Below are 15,690 nucleotides of genomic sequence, written 5' to 3'. Positions count from 1 at the left end.
GTCGATCCCAATCTGCGCATCAAGGACAGTTCCATGGTGGCCGAGGCGGTACGCCGGCGCATCCAGGAGGAAATCCCCCACGCCCGCGACATCCGCCTGTTCGTCAGCCCGGCGCCCGCCGCCGCGGCACGGGCCTGAGTGAGAGAGGGGCGGCGTCATGGACTTCCGGCCAGAGCATGTGTTGAGCCGTATTCGGCAGATGGCCGGAGGCGCCGTCTCGCCCCAGCTGGTGCTCGGCCTCGGGGCCGTCCTGATCCTGGGGCTGGTCGTGAGCGCCATGCTTCCCGACCGCTTCACGGGCGGCGGCAAAACCGGCGGCGGCGTCACGGCCCAAAGCCAGGCCTTGTCGCTTCCCGCCGCCCTGCCGGGTCTGTCGCCCTTTACCCCGGCGACGCCTTTGCAGTTCAGCGGCCGCGTCACCCAGGTGGCCAGCATCGGCAACGATGTCGGCTGGGGGCAGGTCCATATCTGGATCGACAACGGCACCGGCGCCCTGCAGGAGATTTCGGTGGCGCCGCAGGCATATCTTACCCAGATCGGCTGCCCGTCCTTCGACGGAGCGCGGGTCAGCGGCGTCGGATTCATCTTCGATCCGGGGCGGCCCAATGCCGAGCTTTACGTCAAGTCGATCCAGGTCGGCGGGCGGACCTGCAAGTTGCGCGATGACGAGGGACTGGCACTGTGGATGGTGGTGCAGTGAGTCCGAGGAGACGAGGAAGGTGAGCATGGAGGCGCCGCGGCGCGGCCGTCGCTGGGTAAGCTTGGGGATGATCGCCTTGTTGGCGGCGATCGGGCTGGGACTCTATTGGGACCAGCTGTCCACGCCGTCCGGCATAACGCCCGCCACCTCGCCCCGACGGGCGGAGGGGCTGCTGCTGGGGCGTCTACCGCTGCCCATGGAGCCATCGCTGCTGTCGCCGCTGGAGCGGCTGCTGGAACCGCCGCTCCGCTACAAGCTGATGACCATCCGCCATATCCCGCCGGTGAAGCCAGGAACTGGCATGCCGCATCCCTATGTAGGCGATTGCATCCAGTGCCACCTGATGGTGGGCGGCCCGGCCGCCGGGTCCCAGTTCAAGACGCCCTATGGCGCCGTTTTGGAAAATCTGTCGCGGGTCCGCAAGCTGGGACCGCCCATTCTGCCGACCTCCCGCCAGCCGCATCCGCCAGCCGGACGATGCATTAAATGCCACGACATCGTGGTCAAGGTGCCGGTGGACAAGAAAGGCGGCATGAGATGGCAATTATGATCGCGGGCGCCATTCCCCGCTGACCAGGGACGGGGCAAAGCGATGCGCATCGCGGCGATCATCAATGAACGGGCGGGAACCGTCGCCCGCCTGTCGCCCCCGGTTGTCGCCGCCCGGCTGTCGGCCATCTGGACCTCGCTGGGCCATCAGGCCCATGTCACCCTGGCCGAGGGAAAGGACATGGGGCGCGCAATTCGCAAGGCGTGCCGTGATCCTGCCGTCCATGCGGTCATCATCGGCGGCGGCGACGGGTCCTTGTCCCGATCGCTCAAGCATGTGGTGGGAAGCGGCAAGTCCCTGGGTGTCCTGCCGCTGGGAACCATGAATTATGTCGCCCGCCAGTTCGGAGTTCCGTTCGACCTTGACCGGGCGGCGGCGGCCCTAGCCGATGCGGTTCCCACCCCCACCGATCTGGGGCGGGTCAATGACCGTTTTTTCCTGATTCGTGCCTGTCTCGGCGCATTTCCTGAATTCATCCGTTCTCGCGACGAGGCCCGTCGCAAAGGAGGGAGCTTTCTGGACGGAGCCCTGGCCGGGCTGAGCGGCCTGGCGCGGGGGCATCGCTTGATCGAAGCGGAGTTGATCGGACCCGACGTCCAAGCCCGGATCGCCACTTCCTTTTTGATGGTGTCCAACAATATGTGCCGGGATTCCGATCCGTTCCAGCTGGAGCGCGAGCGCATGGATGGCGCTACCCTGGGGGTTTATATCGGGCAGGGGGCGGGGCCCATCAGCCTCATGGATCTGGGCCTGCAGGTGGCCATGGGGCGCTGGGCCAGCAACGAGGCCCTCATCCGAGGCTCCTTGCCCTGGCTGGAAATCCGGACCCGGCAGCGCAAGCCGCTGGTCTCCATCGACGGCGAGGTGGAAAAGATGGAAGCTCCCTTCCGCTTCGACATCCTGCCCGGTGTGCTGCCCATGCTGGTGCCCAAATAATCGCGGCCTTGCAAGGCGGTGCGGTTGCCAGGGACGGCAAGCTACTGCTATAGAATAAACCACGGTGCGCATTGGCGTCGCCGATGCTGGGAAGGCCGATGAAACCAAGCAAATGCCAGGAATGTCGTGACCGAGCGGCTTGGCTGGACATGTTCACCGCCCTGGCTCTCGCCGTGTTCAAGACCGCTTTGGGGGTGCTGAGCGGCAGCATGGCGCTTCAGGCCCATTCCCTGCATTCCTTCGGCGATTTCCTGACCAAGGGCATCAATCTGGCCAGCGTCAAGCTGTCCAGCCGACCGGCCAATTCCGCCTTTCCCTACGGCTACGGCAAGGTTCAATTCCTGTCGGCCAATTTCATCGGCATCAGCCTGATGGTCGGGGCCGCCGCCATGCTGTGGTACAATGTCAGCCATCTCGGCTCCGGCCATGTGCAGGTCCCCGAGGTATGGGCCGTTTTCGGCGCCTTGATCTCAGCCGGAACCGCCGAACTGATGCATCGCTATCTGCGCTGCGTGGCCGAACACACGAACAGTCCCGCCATAATGGCCGCCGCCGCCGACAATCGGGGCGACGCCTATTCGTCTCTGGCGGTGCTGGCGGGCATCGTTTTGTCCATCCTGGGATGGGTGGCGGCGGATCATCTGGCCGCCATCTTGGTGTCGCTGCTGGTTTTGCGCATCGGCGCGGTGATCGCCTGGGACAGCATCCACGGCTTGATGGATGGCAGCGTTCCCTCCCATCGCATCGAGGGCATCCGGCAATTGCTGGCCGCCCACCATCCCGGCGTCAGTGTCGTGGATCTGCGCGGTCGACGCATGGGGGAAACCTGGGAAGTGGATCTGCAGCTTTCCATTTCAAGCCGGGTCACGGTCGAGGAATGCCATGCTCTGACCCGGGAACTAGAAAGCAGGATCGCCCGGGAAGAGCCACATGCCTGTCACATCCGCATCCGGTTCATTCCCCAATCCGGGGATGCAGCAAAGACTACCGTCATCGAGACGGCGGCGGCGGTGGATGAATTCGCCCATCTGGTCGAGGCGCCCGCGCCTCGCCTCGCCGGGTCCTGACTTCCCCCATCCGTTGCTGCCTTTCCGTTCCAAACCCATCAGGGAGGCGGTCATGATGATGCGGCAGCAGATTTTACTGGCGGATTGAAGCGGCAGCTCGCGCGGGCTGATCCATGCAATCATGCGGGCGTCGAGCTATGCCCGTGTGACGGAGGCGGGGAACTTCAAGGAGGTCCTGAGTGTCTTGAGTGTTTGCGAGATCGAACTGCTGATCGTCGCGTCCGAGATCGAGGGACAGTCCACTCTCGACGTCATCAATCTGATCCGGGCGGGTAAGGCGCGGTGCAAGAAGAAGCTGCCGATCGTCGTTCTGGGCTCGCCCTCTCATGATGCGGAAGCGTTCGAAGCCCAGCCCATCTATTCGGGCGCTTCAGCCTATGTGGCCATGCCGCTGTCCATGAAGAAGGTCACGCCGCGCAGCACCCGCAGGTCAAGAAGAATGCCCACAGGATGATCCTGAACCGTCCGGGATTTTCCCGCTTCCTGATGGAGAAACGGAGCCTGAAGGGGGGGGGGATACGGCGCCCAAACTGGGCTAGGGACCGGGGCCGCTACGCCGTCGGCGATCGGTTGAGGCGCTGGAAGGCGGCCTCTTGGGAATCGGCGGCGCGGCGCTCTTGCAAGATTAGATCCGCATCGTTCAGTCGCTTGGCGGCCACAAGCTTCAGCGGTGCGGCGTCATCCTTTTCCAGCTCGCTGAGGGTATTGTCTCGGGCCGTCAGCGACAGCACGTTCTGCCATCCGGTCTTGATCATCTCCAACAGGTCGAGGGAGAGCGAGGGGTAGCCGCCGAGCATTGTGATCAAGGTGTCGAATTCGGACATCTTGTAAAAGATCTTCGATGACGATCCCAATGCGGCGGGAGCGGTTCCATCGACGATCCGAGACGATTCCTGGACGGTCCGTTCGAGGCCGGAGGCCAGGATTCCCAACGAGAACTTACTGACGGTCGCCATGATCTCGGCATATTTCTTCTTGAAGAAGGACCCTGCCTCGCCTTCCTCCCGGCAATAGCCGTGGACCAGCCCCATGAGGTTCATCAGGCGATTGAAATGGTCGCTGATCTTCGCCTTGGCGTTTTCCGCGGCGGGGTCGTGAAGCAGGGCTTGAAGCTCTTGAGAGATGCGCAGGGCCTCTTGGACGACCTGGACGCGGCGGTTGGACGGTGGCAGATGTTGGATATCGGGGCCTTGGCCGCCGCCGGATGTTGTGGCCATGCCGATTCCGGCGGTGGCTTTAGACGGCGGCCGGCTTGGCGCCTCGGCGGTCGCGCCGCTCTGCGCCTCGGCGGCATTTTCGGGCCGGGCGGCGGCGGACGGTTTCGACGGTGCGGTTTCCGCCGCCGGGCGCGGGGCCGTTCCATCGGTGGCGCGGCGACGCGGTCCCTGATAGTTGGGAAGATCGTTCCGCCTGCGGTCGGGACCGGCATAGCCGCCGCAATTGATGAATTCGCGCGAGTCGGCGAGAAGCGCCGAGACGGCTCTCAGCATTCCCCGCAGAGTGAGGGGGAGGGTGGCGAAGCCGGAGGCACCGGCATCCCTGGCTTGGGTCAGACGCTCATTATCCCATCCTTCCGTGACGCACAGGAATGGAACCGTCCGGGCTCTGGGGGAAGACTCGCGCCGGATATGCTTCAGCAGGTCGATGTGATCATCGCCAGCCTCTGCCCAAATGACGAGATCGATGGTTGTGTAACGAAGCTGTAAAGTGGCATGTTCAACCGTATCAGTTTCGTGAATAACACCAATCCCAATCTGGTTAAGAACGTCGGCCAGCAGGCGGCGCTTTTTCTTGTCTGATGAAATCAGAAGGCATGCAATGTTCTTAAATGATGGCAGAGTTAGCATGCATTAACTCATAATTTGTCGGAATTGTATTTAATGAATGGGTGGCATATGCGGCGGAGAGTTTGGTTCGTCGGTCCCATTACCTCGACCTCATCTCTTGGCACGCCGAAGGAGGGTGCCGCTTGACGGCAAGCTTATTCCGTATGACAAGCATATTCCGTATGACAAGCTTATTCCGTATGACAAGCTTATTCCGTATGATGTGCCGAGTCCATGGGGGGCGAGGAAATCGTGTTCGAAAGATGGAATGGCCCGGCTGGCCAGTTCAACCTCGGCGCAAAAATATCCAGTAATTCTCGTAATTCGAGGGTTGTGCTGCGGCCTTGGCAATGCTTCGATACACACCTGATCGGTGGCGTTCGAAAGGGGTAGATCCTCAAGATGAAGCCATTTGCCGCCTGTAAGGGTCTAGTTGCTATCGCAGATGGCGGCCTGCGCAGGGTGCTGCGTGAGTTGTTGCTTGGGCTGAAGATGCATGATGTCGAATATCTCTCCGATGTTGGAGGGGTAACGCATGCCCTTCGCGCCAATCCCTCCATCGACCTGATCATCTCCCAAAACGACGTGCCGGGCGGCGGGGGCATTGCCATCGCCCGCCTTGTCCGTTGGGAAATGCCCGCTCCCGCCAATACGCTGCCCATCATCAGCCTGGGCCGGGACTGGACGCCGGAACTGCTGCAGGAAACCCGCGAGGCCGGAATCTGCGAGGTCATCGCCATGCCGACCTCGCTGATGGCGGTGCAGGCGAAGCTATTATCCGCCATGGACGGCAAGCGGCCTTTCATTTCCACCGCCACCTATCGCGGCCGCTGCCGTCGTCGCCGGTCGCCCAAGGGCCACCAGGGACCGTTCCGCCGGGCCGAGGACCGCATCGCCGAGCAGCTAAATCAGGCGGTCGAGAAATCGGAACGGCGGGCCATCCGGCAGGACTTGCAGGGAGAGCGTTCCTTGCCGCCGGTGCCCGGAATGGCGGCGGCCGCGCCGCAGTTGGGCTCTTTCGCGGCGCCAGCGCGTCCCAGGGCGGATGAGGCCGAGGAGGACGAAGGGGGCGACCGCCAGACCCGCGCGGTGATCGACAAGGCCTTCGTCACCGCCCGCCTGATCGAGCAGCTTCTGGCGCGGTTGGTGACCACCACCGGCGCCGAGGCGCAGGGGGCTCTGACCACGGCGGTGGCCGATGCCGAAGAGCGCCTCATCAACCTCATGGCGCTGGCGCAGATGCGCATCGAGCAGCACGGCTGCTCGGCGGCGGATATCGAGCGTCTGCGCATTATCCGCAAATCGGTGGATGCCAGCGCGGAATCGCTCCTGCGCGCCCAGCTTTCTCGGCTGATCAAGTCCGGCGAGGACATTTTGTCCGGGCGTGCCGGACTGTCTTTCAATATCGGTCTCGCCATGCAGGCTCGCATGAGCTATGTCCAATTCCTGATCAATGTCCGCGGCGGCATCGACATGCTCGACAGCGAGGTCAAGGACGCGGTCAAGAAAGCCCAAGGCATCGTGGCCCAGGTGAAGGAAATCGAGGCCGGGGTGTTGCCCTTGCCGCAGTTCGACGCCGCCCGCTCGCCGAAGTCGCAGACCACCGGCCGTTCCGGGCCTGCGGGCCGCTGATCCGGTTTCGGCGCCGAATTCGGCGCGATCGGCCCCGTTTCCGAACCATAGAAGATGACGTATTTTTTCCCTTCGACTAAGATTGCCGACGGTTTGCTCCGGCCTATGGAGACCGGGCGCTTATCGCCCGGGGATCTCGGCGCGGCCCATGGGTTTGGAAAGCGGCTATGCTGACAGCGATCATCGCCGGTATTTTATTGTTTCTGTTTGGAGTGCTCATCAAGGGCGTGTTCGCGCACGCCATGGTGATTCTCGTCGCCTGGTTAGCCAAGAACGGCCTGCTGCTGGCCTTTCTCCGGACCCGTTTCGGCCGTCGCGTTGTGCGGAACGTACGGTTCAAGACCTATGCCCAGGTGGGGCCGGGCGGCGGGCGGCGGCGAGCCTATCAGGTCTTCAAGCGGATGGCGGGGGCCGAGCGGGCGACAGTTCGCGTCCTGACCCGGGTGCGCGATGGTTTCGCCCTGATGATCCGGCGCCGCCCCAATACGGCGGTGGTGCCGCACCGCAAGAATCCGTCTTGAGCTCAATGCTCGCCTGAGCGTCGTGCCTCACATTTTGAGGCCCGACGCTAAAGCAGCCGCCGGACGTCGATTTTCAGGGCTTCGGCGATCTTGCGCAGCACGATCATGTCAAACCCGGCTTCCAGGGCGGCCAGCGTTTCGAGGTTGATTCCCGCCGTCCGAGCCAGGGACTCGCGGGTCATGCCGCGGTATTCGCGATAGACTTGGACCGGGCTTTGCCCGGCCATCAACCGGTCCGCCACCGTGTGGGGGAACTGATCCCGATCGTTCACGGCGGCGGGGGCGCAGGGCTTTGGGGGCTCGGCGACGGGGGTGGGCTTCGGCGGTTCGGGCGCGCGCGGTGCCGCCTGCGGCTGCTCACCGGTCAGCAGGACGCGCATCTTTTCGAGAATTTCCGCCATCTTGGCGTCCCGCGCACTGTCCGTTTCCGGTGAAGGCACCCCCTTTTCCGTGCCCATCCTTGTCTCCTGTCTTGGCCGAATACCGGACTTGGCGTAAGCCTCGGCCCCAGGCGTTAAGGTTGCCGTATGCCCCCTTCAATTCGCAAGGGGTTTGATAACCCGGTCATAACCATGCTTCAATACCTATTCATCGGATCCAGACTAGCACGGAATGGCTTTTTCCGTTTTCATCGGCTGGTTCTATTCCCTGAGATGCGGAGCGCGCGTGGGGCCAAGGATTGTGGAATGTCATTGAATACCTCCTTCTTAGGCAAGGCATGCATGGTCGTGGCCTCGGACGATTCGCTTTGCAGCTTGATCGCGACATCCTTGCATCAGATTGGATTTGCCGACGTTTTGAAGTCGGGCATCCTGACCGAAGCGATTAAGTTCGCCGCTTCCGGCATCTATGACCTGATCGTTTGCGCCGGTACCGATATCGACGAACCGCTCGACATGATTCGGCGCATCAGAATGGAAACCCCCGAAGGCGTCGTGACCGGGCCGATGATTTGCGTCATCAGTCACATGGATGTCGGTAATCTGTCCATGATGCGCAATTCCGGGGCCAATTGCGTCATGACCCTGCCCATCAGCACGCGCAGCATGCTGAAAAACGTCAATCGCGCCTTGAATGAAAAGCGCGAGTTCATCGCCAACCCGACCTTTCGGGGGCCTTGCCGCCGCAATCCCGCTCCGGGCCTTTACGAAGGGCCGTTCCGTCGCGCTGCCGACCGCCAGGACTGCGCGACGCAATCGCCGTTTCCGTCTCCGTCTCCGGCTCCGGCTCCGGCCCCCCGCAAGCTTGCCGCCGCGGGCCATTCCGGGGAGCTGGGCCTGGCCCCGCGCCGACCGCATGCGCCGGCCGTCGTGGGGGAGGATCCCAATTCCCAGGCATCCATTATCTTCAATGGCGTGAGCGAAATCGCCGCCAGAATCGAGCATCTGAAGGAAGCCCTGCATGCCACCGATGATGAACGGACGCGCAAGGTCGTGCGTGCCGAGATCATGGAGGCGGCGGATAGGCTGGTGAACCTTGTCGCCCTGGTGGACTTGAACAAAGGTTCCCATCGCGGCCAGGACAATCCGCTGCGGCAGAAGATCGAGACGATGAAGGCTTTGTTCATCGACATCTTGGGGCAAATGTCCCTCGGTAGGCTGGATGCGATCATCGCCGATATGGAGAAGTATCTGAACGGCGGAGAAATCGCCCTGGGAGGCAGCGACCTTCTGCAGGAGCGATTGGCCTCGGTGGAGGAAATCGTCGCGGTCGTGGGCGGACGCAAATCCGACGAAACCATGAAGCGAAAGTTGGATTTCGCCTGGGAGGGAATCGGGAGGCTCCAGAAAATGGAGGAGGAACAGTTTGAATTGGCCGATCTGACGCGCAACAAGCGCAGCAAGCGCGGGGCGAGCCGGTTTCATCCGCCCGCCGAGGCGATCGACGGGGTGGCAAGCCAGAACGGGGTTGCCGATCTTTTGCGTTCGCGTGGGGAGAGGGCGGGGAAGAAGCCCTGATCAGGGCCATGGGCGGGGCGTTCGACGAGTTCGGCGCCGAACCCCTATTTCAGCCGAAGCTTCTGCTGTCCGGCCAGTCGCGTCACCGTCATGGGCATCGCCGCGGGCGACGGTCTTGCCGCCGTGATGGGTGCCGGGGCCGGGGCTGGTCGAGGGGCGGCAGCAGCGACCGGCGGCAGCATCGAGCGGGCGGCGGCCACATCGGCGGCGACCTGCTTCATGCCGCGCCGCAGGGCGGCGTTTTCGGATTTCAGCCGCTTGGCCTGGAGCCAGTTCCGTTCGCTTTGTTCCAGGCATATCTGCAAGATGACCCGGAGGCGGAGCATTTTATCGTCGGCGGGGGGCGCCTGGAGAAGGGATGCCTGGGTGTCGGGGGCTGTTTCGGAAAAGATGTCGGCGGCCACGAAGTCGCCGCCGTTCTCGCGGGCATATTCGCCCTCCTGAATCACGGATTCGGTCAAATGCGCCAAATGGGCGATAGCGGCCATCATTTCCTGATCAGACGCGGCGCCGGGGGCTCCGGGGATGTTGCCGCAGGCGTCCAGAATTTTCAGCAGGAATTCATGGGATTTCTGCAGGTTCGCCAGCGCTACGGACAGTATCGAAGGATGCGCCATCTCTCAGGACCCTGTGCTGACGCTGACAGGCCCATTCTGTCTGAACCCGTCGGGGTCGGCAATCCCATCCGGGCCGTCCTTGCGCACGACGGCCCGCCTTATCCCCAAGCCCGAAGGAAGAGGCGCATCTGCCGACGGGGGGCTTTCGTACCTTTGGCTATGAGGCAAGCTCGGTGTCCAGGCCTGCGGCCATATACACCAGGGGGCGGTCATCCACATTCGCGTTGGTCAAGATCCCTTTGTATTGGGCATCTACCCCCCGGATGTGGATATTCAGCCAATCCGTGACCAAATGCGCCAGGGCGCCGATATGTTCGATATTGCCCGTCTGGCGGTAGTCCTGAACGATGCGGGTTACCCGGTCGGCAAAGGCGTCGTGCGCCGCGATATGCTCGACCAGATAGGCGTAGTCGGCCTTGGCCATGGCCTTTTGCTCGCGCAGGAAATGCCCCTCGATATATTCCTCGAGGATATTGATGGAGGTTTCGATGAGGTAGAGCTGATCGTTGTCGGGCGTGGCGGTCACGTCATTCATCAGAGCCGCCAAGCGAAAGAACGCCTGATGATCTTCGTCGATGATTTCGACGTTCACGGATAAATCATCGGTCCATTCGGGGAGCGGATTGGTCTGGTTCATTCCTCTTCCTCGTCTCACGACCTGCTTTAACGGGCGGCCCAACTACGGCAATGCCCCATGCCAGAGTTACTTAGTCAGTCAGCGCGACCAAAAGTCAACCGGGATCGCCGGCAAATCCGGCCAAAGTTCAAGCTACATTCCAAAGCCGCGAGGCTTACGATCCGAGCCGTGGGGAAGCGGCATCGGCGGCGTCTCCCGCAGGGCGAATCATCTCGAATTCGATCACTGACTCTAGCATAAATCGGCCTAAGGACAGAGAGTAAAAATAAGTCGCAATATCTGATGAGCGGCAACATATCTCCAAGGATGCAACAATCGTTTGACGAGCCCCGCCCGTATGGGGCCCAATCATGGGGGCATGCGGCTTTGATCGGGGCTCGCAATCGAAAGGGGAGGAGTGTGGCGCATAATAATGCTTTCGGCTTCGAGGAGATTCGCCGGGCGGTAAATTCCGCAGGATGGCTTCGGCTGCTTTTGGTCGTGGCCATTGGCCTGACGGTTGCGATCTTGTTCGTGCATCTTTTCGTCGCGATCGCGGTGGGGGCGCTGTGCATACTTTTCGTTCATCATGCGGTCCAGCGCGCCATGGGGCCGGGAACCCGGATTCGGTTGCGGATGCCGCTGGCAATGTCCGCGCGATTGAAGGGCTGGATGTGGCGCAAATGACAGTTTCAGCCCGACAGGGGGCTTGGATGGATGTGTCGTTTGCCGGTGGCCTATTATTTCAGCCTATTCGATCGTGCGGGCGAACTGGCCATGGGCCCCTGTTCAATTTCCTGGCCTGTGACCTGGTGGCAAAGCACACGCTGTCAGAGTATCGAAAGTTTTTTGGACAAATCCAAGCGATTCGAGATACAGCAGGACGAGCGCAGGCAATCATTTCGGGCGACAATGGCGATATTCGGGCGAAAAACTCCACCCATCCAAGTCGGTGACCGGTTCACAAAGGCAAATGACCACACCAGGAAAGTCTGGGAGGTGTCCCGCCTTTGGACGGCGGTCGATGGTGTCCCCCATGCCCGGCTCGTGAACCAGCATGAGACGTTGATGGTGTCGGTTGGAACGTTGAATGATCCGTGCCTATTCGCTTAACGCCCATACCCACTACATTTAGGATGTCGCCACTCTCCCGAATATAGCTCCGTTTTGGTTGGCGCTGTCGCATCCCCGGCAATTCCAAGGAGCGACCGGAAGGCATTGAACGGGTAGAAGCGGCGATTGAACCGGAAGGTAAACTCGTTGAGGTATGCCTGAAGGTGTTTGGCGCTGACGCCGTGATGAATGCCGTTGATCCACGATTTCAGGTTTGAGAAGACCAGACGGACGATGGGCAAGAACTCCTCCGGCACCTCTGGGTCGCCGCATTGGGCAATTGCATGGTGGTCGTAGCCGTCCTTACGCAGCCCGCCATAGCCGCTCCAATCATCGGTGATGACCAGCGTGCCGAGTTCGACGGCACTCTTGACGAAACCGCCCAGCGCTTCGGCGCTACGGTCGGCGGCAATCGCCAGACGCACCCGACCGGCGTAGCGACCGTCGCGCCGATTGTCTTGGGCGGTTCCCGGTTCCCGGTGCCGCACCTCGACGGCGGCGGCCACCAGCACCTTGTGATGGCCGCCCCGGCCCTCGCCGCGTGTGCGTCCACCTACCCACGTCTCATCCACCTCAACATGCTGATCGGGATGGCCGCCGATGCGGTCTTGGTCAGGACGGACCATGGCGGCGCGGAGCTTGTGGAGAATGCCGAACGCAGTCTCATAGCGGGACAGTCCAAGCTGGCGCTGGAATTGGACGGCAGACAAGCCGGGCGTCTGGCTGGACACCAGATAGGCGGCCCAAAACCACGTCGAGAGCGGAATATGGCTGCGCTCCATGACAGTGCCAACGGTCAGGCCAGTATTCTTGCGGCAGGCCCGACAACGCAGGATGCCGGGACGGTTTTCGAAGCGGAACGGTGATCCGACAACACCGCAATGGGGGCAGACGAAACCGTCCGGCCAACGGGAGCGCTCCAGGTACGTGGCGCAAGCCGCATCGTCAGGAAAAAGCCGCTGGAACCCAGGAAGCGATTCCGGGAACGGGAGGTCAGCTCGGACGAGAACGTCCATGGCCACCACCTATTCGCTTTGCACCCACTCTAAATGTAGTGGGTGTGGGCGTAAAGCGAATAGGCGCGGAATGATCAAGAGTTCTTCGTGGTCGTTCCTGTGAAGCGGAGCGAACCGTAAAGCAGATCGGCGGTGGCGAACGGGCGAGAACTCTACCGCCTAATCATGCTGGACGGATTTTGGGGGTGGGCGGGAAATATCCATCCAGACACAGCCGATTAGGTGAATACAACAGCAGAACGCTATCGTATTCGGGACACGCCATCAAGACGTACAGGATGAACTTTTCGCCCATATGGTGAAAATCTTGAACGTAAATCCGACCATGGACACCGCATCGATTACTGTATCCGCAATCGGCATCAGCGACGTGAAGAATGCCGGTAAGCTACGTGCCTTGGCTGATGTTGAGGTCGTCTTTGATGGCATCGAGATGATCATCCAAGGAGTCAAGGTGAGGGCTGATGGCAAAAGTACGAGGTTTCCTTGCCAACATACCGGGCACCAGATGGCTCATGGAGGGCCGCAATCATTCTGCCTGGTGAGGTCAAGGATGCCATTTCGGACACGGTGATCGCTGCGGGATTGGAGGCTGGGGTTCTCCGGATGAAGGAGGAGACATAGGCTGGCCAATGCATGAAGGCAGAGCTGGCAAGGTATATGGCTTTTGAAATAGGCATGATACGCTTGCTGCGTGAGCGGCTTAAGCTGGACAGGCTTACGTGCCGGAGTATTTGCTAATGACCTCCAATGCACAACCAAATGCTGCGGTTTCTGTTTCGGCATTTCGAAAGCTAAAGCGGTTTGCGCTTTATCTGGCGCAAACCGCTTTGGCGAGCATTGAGCGAGCGGCCAAGCAAACCGTAGGTTTGCGCCCGGCGAGGGCATACATAAGATTAAAGCCTTTTGCGTCACATTGGACGCAAAAGGCTTTAATTGTAGGGTCTGCTGCATTATGGACAGCGGCAGTCTTGCTTTCGTTTTGGATGGCGGCTGAAAACGAAAGGCAGCAAGCGGTAGGTCTGGCAATTCAAGAAGCACGAACCAGCGTGCAAACAGATATCGGCTTCCGCCATTGGGCTGCATCCCATGGTGGAGTTTGTGTGGCTCTTGACGCCCAAACTCCCCCGAATCCCCACTTGCACGTTCCCGACCGCGACGTGGTAACCACGACCGGCAAACACCTGACCCTGATGAATCCGGCATACGTGTTGCGTCAACTGATGCAGTCGGGATTTGTCGCCAAGGGACGAATTACGAGTATGAAGGCCATCAATCCGGATTTGCGATCTGCAAGCGGATCATCACACAGCATGGTGGGCAAATTTGGGTGGAGTCAGAACCCGGGCACGGAGCCACCTTCAGGTTCACAGTGCCGGTATAGATTTGGGAACGCACAGCGGCGAGATTGGGGGGCGAGCAATCGCCTTCAGGCGGCTCGACTTTCCTGCTTACCTTGCCGACTCCTGATTAAACCCGTTTGGTTGACGATGCCTGTTCGTCGTGCCATTCGTTATAGCCATACTTTTCGCAGGGAGGGGCAAATGAACAAGTCCGAATTGATCGCCGCCGTCGCCGATGGTGCCAAAATGACCAAGGCCGATGCGGGCAATGCCATTGATGCTGTTTTCGCAGCCATCACCGCCGCCATGAAGTCCGGCGATGATGTGCGTCTGGTCGGCTTTGGAACCTTCTCGGTCTCGGCCCGTCCTGCACGTGAAGGGCGGAATCCGCAGACTGGCAAGGCCCTGACTATCGCGGCCAGCAAGTCTGCTAAATTCACCGCCGGAAAGAGCCTCAAGGACACTATCAATGGCCGATGAAATCAAGGCGCTGACCACCAAGATTGTGGTTGCCTATCTGGGGGGCAACACGGTGGAAGCCAGGGACGTTCCGATTCTGATCAAGTCCGTTTATTCGACTTTGTCCGGTACGGGTACCTCTGCTTCGGCACCGGCTGAACGGCAGCAGCCTGCCGTTTCGGTGAAGCGGTCGGTGACCCCCGATTACATTGTCTGTTTGGAATGTGGTGATCGGCAAAAGATGCTTAAGCGACACCTCACGACTGGGCATGGGCTGACTGCCGACGAGTACCGGGCCAAGTGGGCTTTGCCCAGGGATTACCCTCTCGTCGCCCCGGAATACGCCGCACGCAGATCGGAGTTTGCGAAAGCTGTTGGGCTGGGCTATTCCCGGACGAACAGGAAGCCCAAATCAGCCACCTGATGAACAGGGAAGGGATAGTCATGCCGCCACGTAAGGCTTCCAAGCCCGCAACCGCCCCCAAGCCTGCCAAGGAAGCCAAGAAGACTGGCCGGTCCACCAGAGGTCCGCCACGGCATCGTCGAATCTGAATTCGCCAAGTTGGACCTGAACCTGAGACGTGGCCGGGAATCAGGGAAGAAGGTCGCGGCAGGGGCGTTTGAAGCCGGTCATGCCGCTGGTCCGTCCCTGACCCTTCACCCTGGTGTCCATGGGAAAGGTTCTCGGAAATAAGTAAGGGGCGTTCCCCTGCTAATTGAAGTCATTCAATTGCAATAATGGAATATCTTGGCCGTGCTCTGGGGCACGTGGTACTTATTGGTAACTGCCGATTGATGGCGGCAAATCAACGTCACCAAGATGAAAGCGTGAAATCTATGTTTCCACGAATCCGAAGGGCATTGGTCGTTGATGACGCTAAGCCGATGCGGGAACTGATCAGAATCGCTCTGGGTTCCTTACCATTGCCGCGATGTCATGGAAGTGGAGGATGGCACACTCGCATTCGGTGCCGCCAATATCGTCAGCCTTGAAGACGGCGATTTGACAGATGGCAGCACTGACATCGTTTTTCTCGACTGGATGATGCCCATGCTCGACGGCATAGCCTGCACCAAGCTGATCCGTTCAGGCGGGCTTGATGGCTTTAATGCCGATGTTCCAATCGTCATGGTTACGGCCAGGACAGAAGATGAATGCGAGAGAACGGCTTTGGATGCAGGCGTCACGGTAATCCCCCCGTTTTTAACGGGGTTGGAACATAGAACTCACGCGGCCAATTTCAGTTTCTGGGCGGGTGTGATGCCGCCGATGGCCATATTGGGTCTGTCGTTGTTGTAGGTCCATAGCCAATCCGTGGCGTGATCTTGCACCTCC

17 protein-coding genes and 1 pseudogene are annotated in these 15,690 nt (G+C 60.7%); 12 read left to right on the top strand and 6 right to left on the bottom strand.

Translation table 11 applies throughout. The features are described from left to right. Nucleotides 1–157: 157 nt before the first annotated feature. From mamS to CCC_RS01790, 5 genes are all read left to right on the top strand, one after another. Nucleotides 158–700, top strand: coding sequence for a magnetosome protein MamS (mamS, locus tag CCC_RS01810; RefSeq protein ID WP_052472880.1), 543 nt, complete (start codon nucleotides 158–160; stop codon nucleotides 698–700). Nucleotides 701–767: 67 nt separating this feature from the next. Further along, nucleotides 768–1,250: a magnetosome protein MamT gene (mamT, locus tag CCC_RS01805; protein ID WP_008622199.1), complete on the top strand. Its 483-nt coding sequence runs from the start codon at nucleotides 768–770 to the stop codon at nucleotides 1,248–1,250. 42 nt (nucleotides 1,251–1,292) lie between these two features. Beyond that, nucleotides 1,293–2,186: a lipid kinase MamU gene (gene mamU / locus CCC_RS01800; RefSeq protein ID WP_009869056.1), complete on the top strand. Its 894-nt coding sequence runs from the start codon at nucleotides 1,293–1,295 to the stop codon at nucleotides 2,184–2,186. A gap of 98 nt (nucleotides 2,187–2,284) precedes the next feature. Then, nucleotides 2,285–3,253, top strand: a complete 969-nt coding sequence (gene mamV, locus CCC_RS01795) for a CDF transporter MamV (protein ID WP_236686271.1) — start codon at nucleotides 2,285–2,287, stop codon at nucleotides 3,251–3,253. Nucleotides 3,254–3,374: 121 nt separating this feature from the next. Then, entirely contained in the window at nucleotides 3,375–3,707 is a 333-nt protein-coding gene (locus tag CCC_RS01790; protein WP_009869058.1) for an ANTAR domain-containing protein, read from the top strand. A gap of 97 nt (nucleotides 3,708–3,804) precedes the next feature. On the opposite strand, the gene CCC_RS01785 is transcribed toward CCC_RS01790, so the two are convergent. After that, entirely contained in the window at nucleotides 3,805–4,743 is a 939-nt protein-coding gene (locus CCC_RS01785; protein WP_041039478.1) for a hypothetical protein, read from the bottom strand. 738 nt (nucleotides 4,744–5,481) lie between these two features. Here CCC_RS01785 and CCC_RS01780 point away from each other — a divergent pair. Then, nucleotides 5,482–6,711, top strand: coding sequence for a response regulator (locus CCC_RS01780; protein ID WP_236686270.1), 1,230 nt, complete (start codon nucleotides 5,482–5,484; stop codon nucleotides 6,709–6,711). 167 nt (nucleotides 6,712–6,878) lie between these two features. After that, on the top strand, nucleotides 6,879–7,232 hold the full coding sequence (gene mamW / locus CCC_RS01775; protein ID WP_009869062.1) for a magnetosome protein MamW: 354 nt from the start codon (nucleotides 6,879–6,881) through the stop codon (nucleotides 7,230–7,232). 47 nt (nucleotides 7,233–7,279) lie between these two features. Here the strand turns inward: mamW and CCC_RS01770 are convergent, their stop codons facing one another. Continuing rightward, the gene (locus tag CCC_RS01770) at nucleotides 7,280–7,690 is read right to left on the bottom strand and encodes a helix-turn-helix transcriptional regulator (protein WP_041039476.1); all 411 of its coding nucleotides are present in this window, start codon (nucleotides 7,688–7,690) and stop codon (nucleotides 7,280–7,282) included. A gap of 228 nt (nucleotides 7,691–7,918) precedes the next feature. Between CCC_RS01770 and CCC_RS01765 the strand changes: the two genes are divergently transcribed. Then, nucleotides 7,919–9,190 carry a response regulator transcription factor gene (locus CCC_RS01765; protein WP_052472878.1) on the top strand — a complete coding sequence of 424 codons (1,272 nt, stop codon included), beginning with the start codon at nucleotides 7,919–7,921 and terminating at the stop codon, nucleotides 9,188–9,190. A 44-nt stretch (nucleotides 9,191–9,234) separates the two neighbouring features. On the opposite strand, the gene CCC_RS01760 is transcribed toward CCC_RS01765, so the two are convergent. Next, nucleotides 9,235–9,807, bottom strand: a complete 573-nt coding sequence (locus CCC_RS01760) for a hypothetical protein (RefSeq protein ID WP_009867584.1) — start codon at nucleotides 9,805–9,807, stop codon at nucleotides 9,235–9,237. A 157-nt stretch (nucleotides 9,808–9,964) separates the two neighbouring features. Continuing rightward, a complete protein-coding gene (locus CCC_RS01755; RefSeq protein ID WP_009867583.1) occupies nucleotides 9,965–10,444 on the bottom strand; it encodes a bacteriohemerythrin in 480 nt (159 codons plus the stop codon). Nucleotides 10,445–10,843: 399 nt separating this feature from the next. Here CCC_RS01755 and CCC_RS01750 point away from each other — a divergent pair, with 399 nt between their 5' ends. Continuing rightward, nucleotides 10,844–11,110 (top strand): hypothetical protein, encoded by a 267-nt coding sequence (locus CCC_RS01750; protein WP_152619670.1) that lies wholly within the window; start codon nucleotides 10,844–10,846, stop codon nucleotides 11,108–11,110. A 422-nt stretch (nucleotides 11,111–11,532) separates the two neighbouring features. On the opposite strand, the gene CCC_RS01740 is transcribed toward CCC_RS01750, so the two are convergent. Both CCC_RS01740 and CCC_RS22900 read right to left on the bottom strand, forming a co-directional pair. Then, nucleotides 11,533–12,552, bottom strand: coding sequence for an IS1595-like element ISMmg5 family transposase (locus tag CCC_RS01740; protein WP_041039472.1), 1,020 nt, complete (start codon nucleotides 12,550–12,552; stop codon nucleotides 11,533–11,535). A 388-nt stretch (nucleotides 12,553–12,940) separates the two neighbouring features. Further along, nucleotides 12,941–13,069: a hypothetical protein gene (locus tag CCC_RS22900; protein ID WP_256367182.1), complete on the bottom strand. Its 129-nt coding sequence runs from the start codon at nucleotides 13,067–13,069 to the stop codon at nucleotides 12,941–12,943. A 1,027-nt stretch (nucleotides 13,070–14,096) separates the two neighbouring features. Here CCC_RS22900 and CCC_RS01730 point away from each other — a divergent pair. From CCC_RS01730 to CCC_RS22980, 3 genes and pseudogenes are all read left to right on the top strand, one after another. Continuing rightward, nucleotides 14,097–14,375: an HU family DNA-binding protein gene (locus CCC_RS01730; RefSeq protein ID WP_009867581.1), complete on the top strand. Its 279-nt coding sequence runs from the start codon at nucleotides 14,097–14,099 to the stop codon at nucleotides 14,373–14,375. Continuing rightward, a complete protein-coding gene (locus CCC_RS01725; RefSeq protein WP_041039469.1) occupies nucleotides 14,365–14,778 on the top strand; it encodes a MucR family transcriptional regulator in 414 nt (137 codons plus the stop codon). Before CCC_RS01730 ends, CCC_RS01725 begins: the two co-directional genes overlap by 11 nt. A 513-nt stretch (nucleotides 14,779–15,291) precedes the next feature. After that, nucleotides 15,292–15,480 (top strand): annotated as a pseudogene (locus tag CCC_RS22980) (response regulator); the annotation flags it as partial. Between the last annotated feature and the right edge of the window lie 210 nt (nucleotides 15,481–15,690).

This window comes from Paramagnetospirillum magnetotacticum MS-1 (genome assembly GCF_000829825.1).
Taxonomy (GTDB): domain Bacteria; phylum Pseudomonadota; class Alphaproteobacteria; order Rhodospirillales; family Magnetospirillaceae; genus Phaeospirillum; species Phaeospirillum magnetotacticum.
This window is presented reverse-complemented; position numbering and strand designations above follow the sequence as displayed.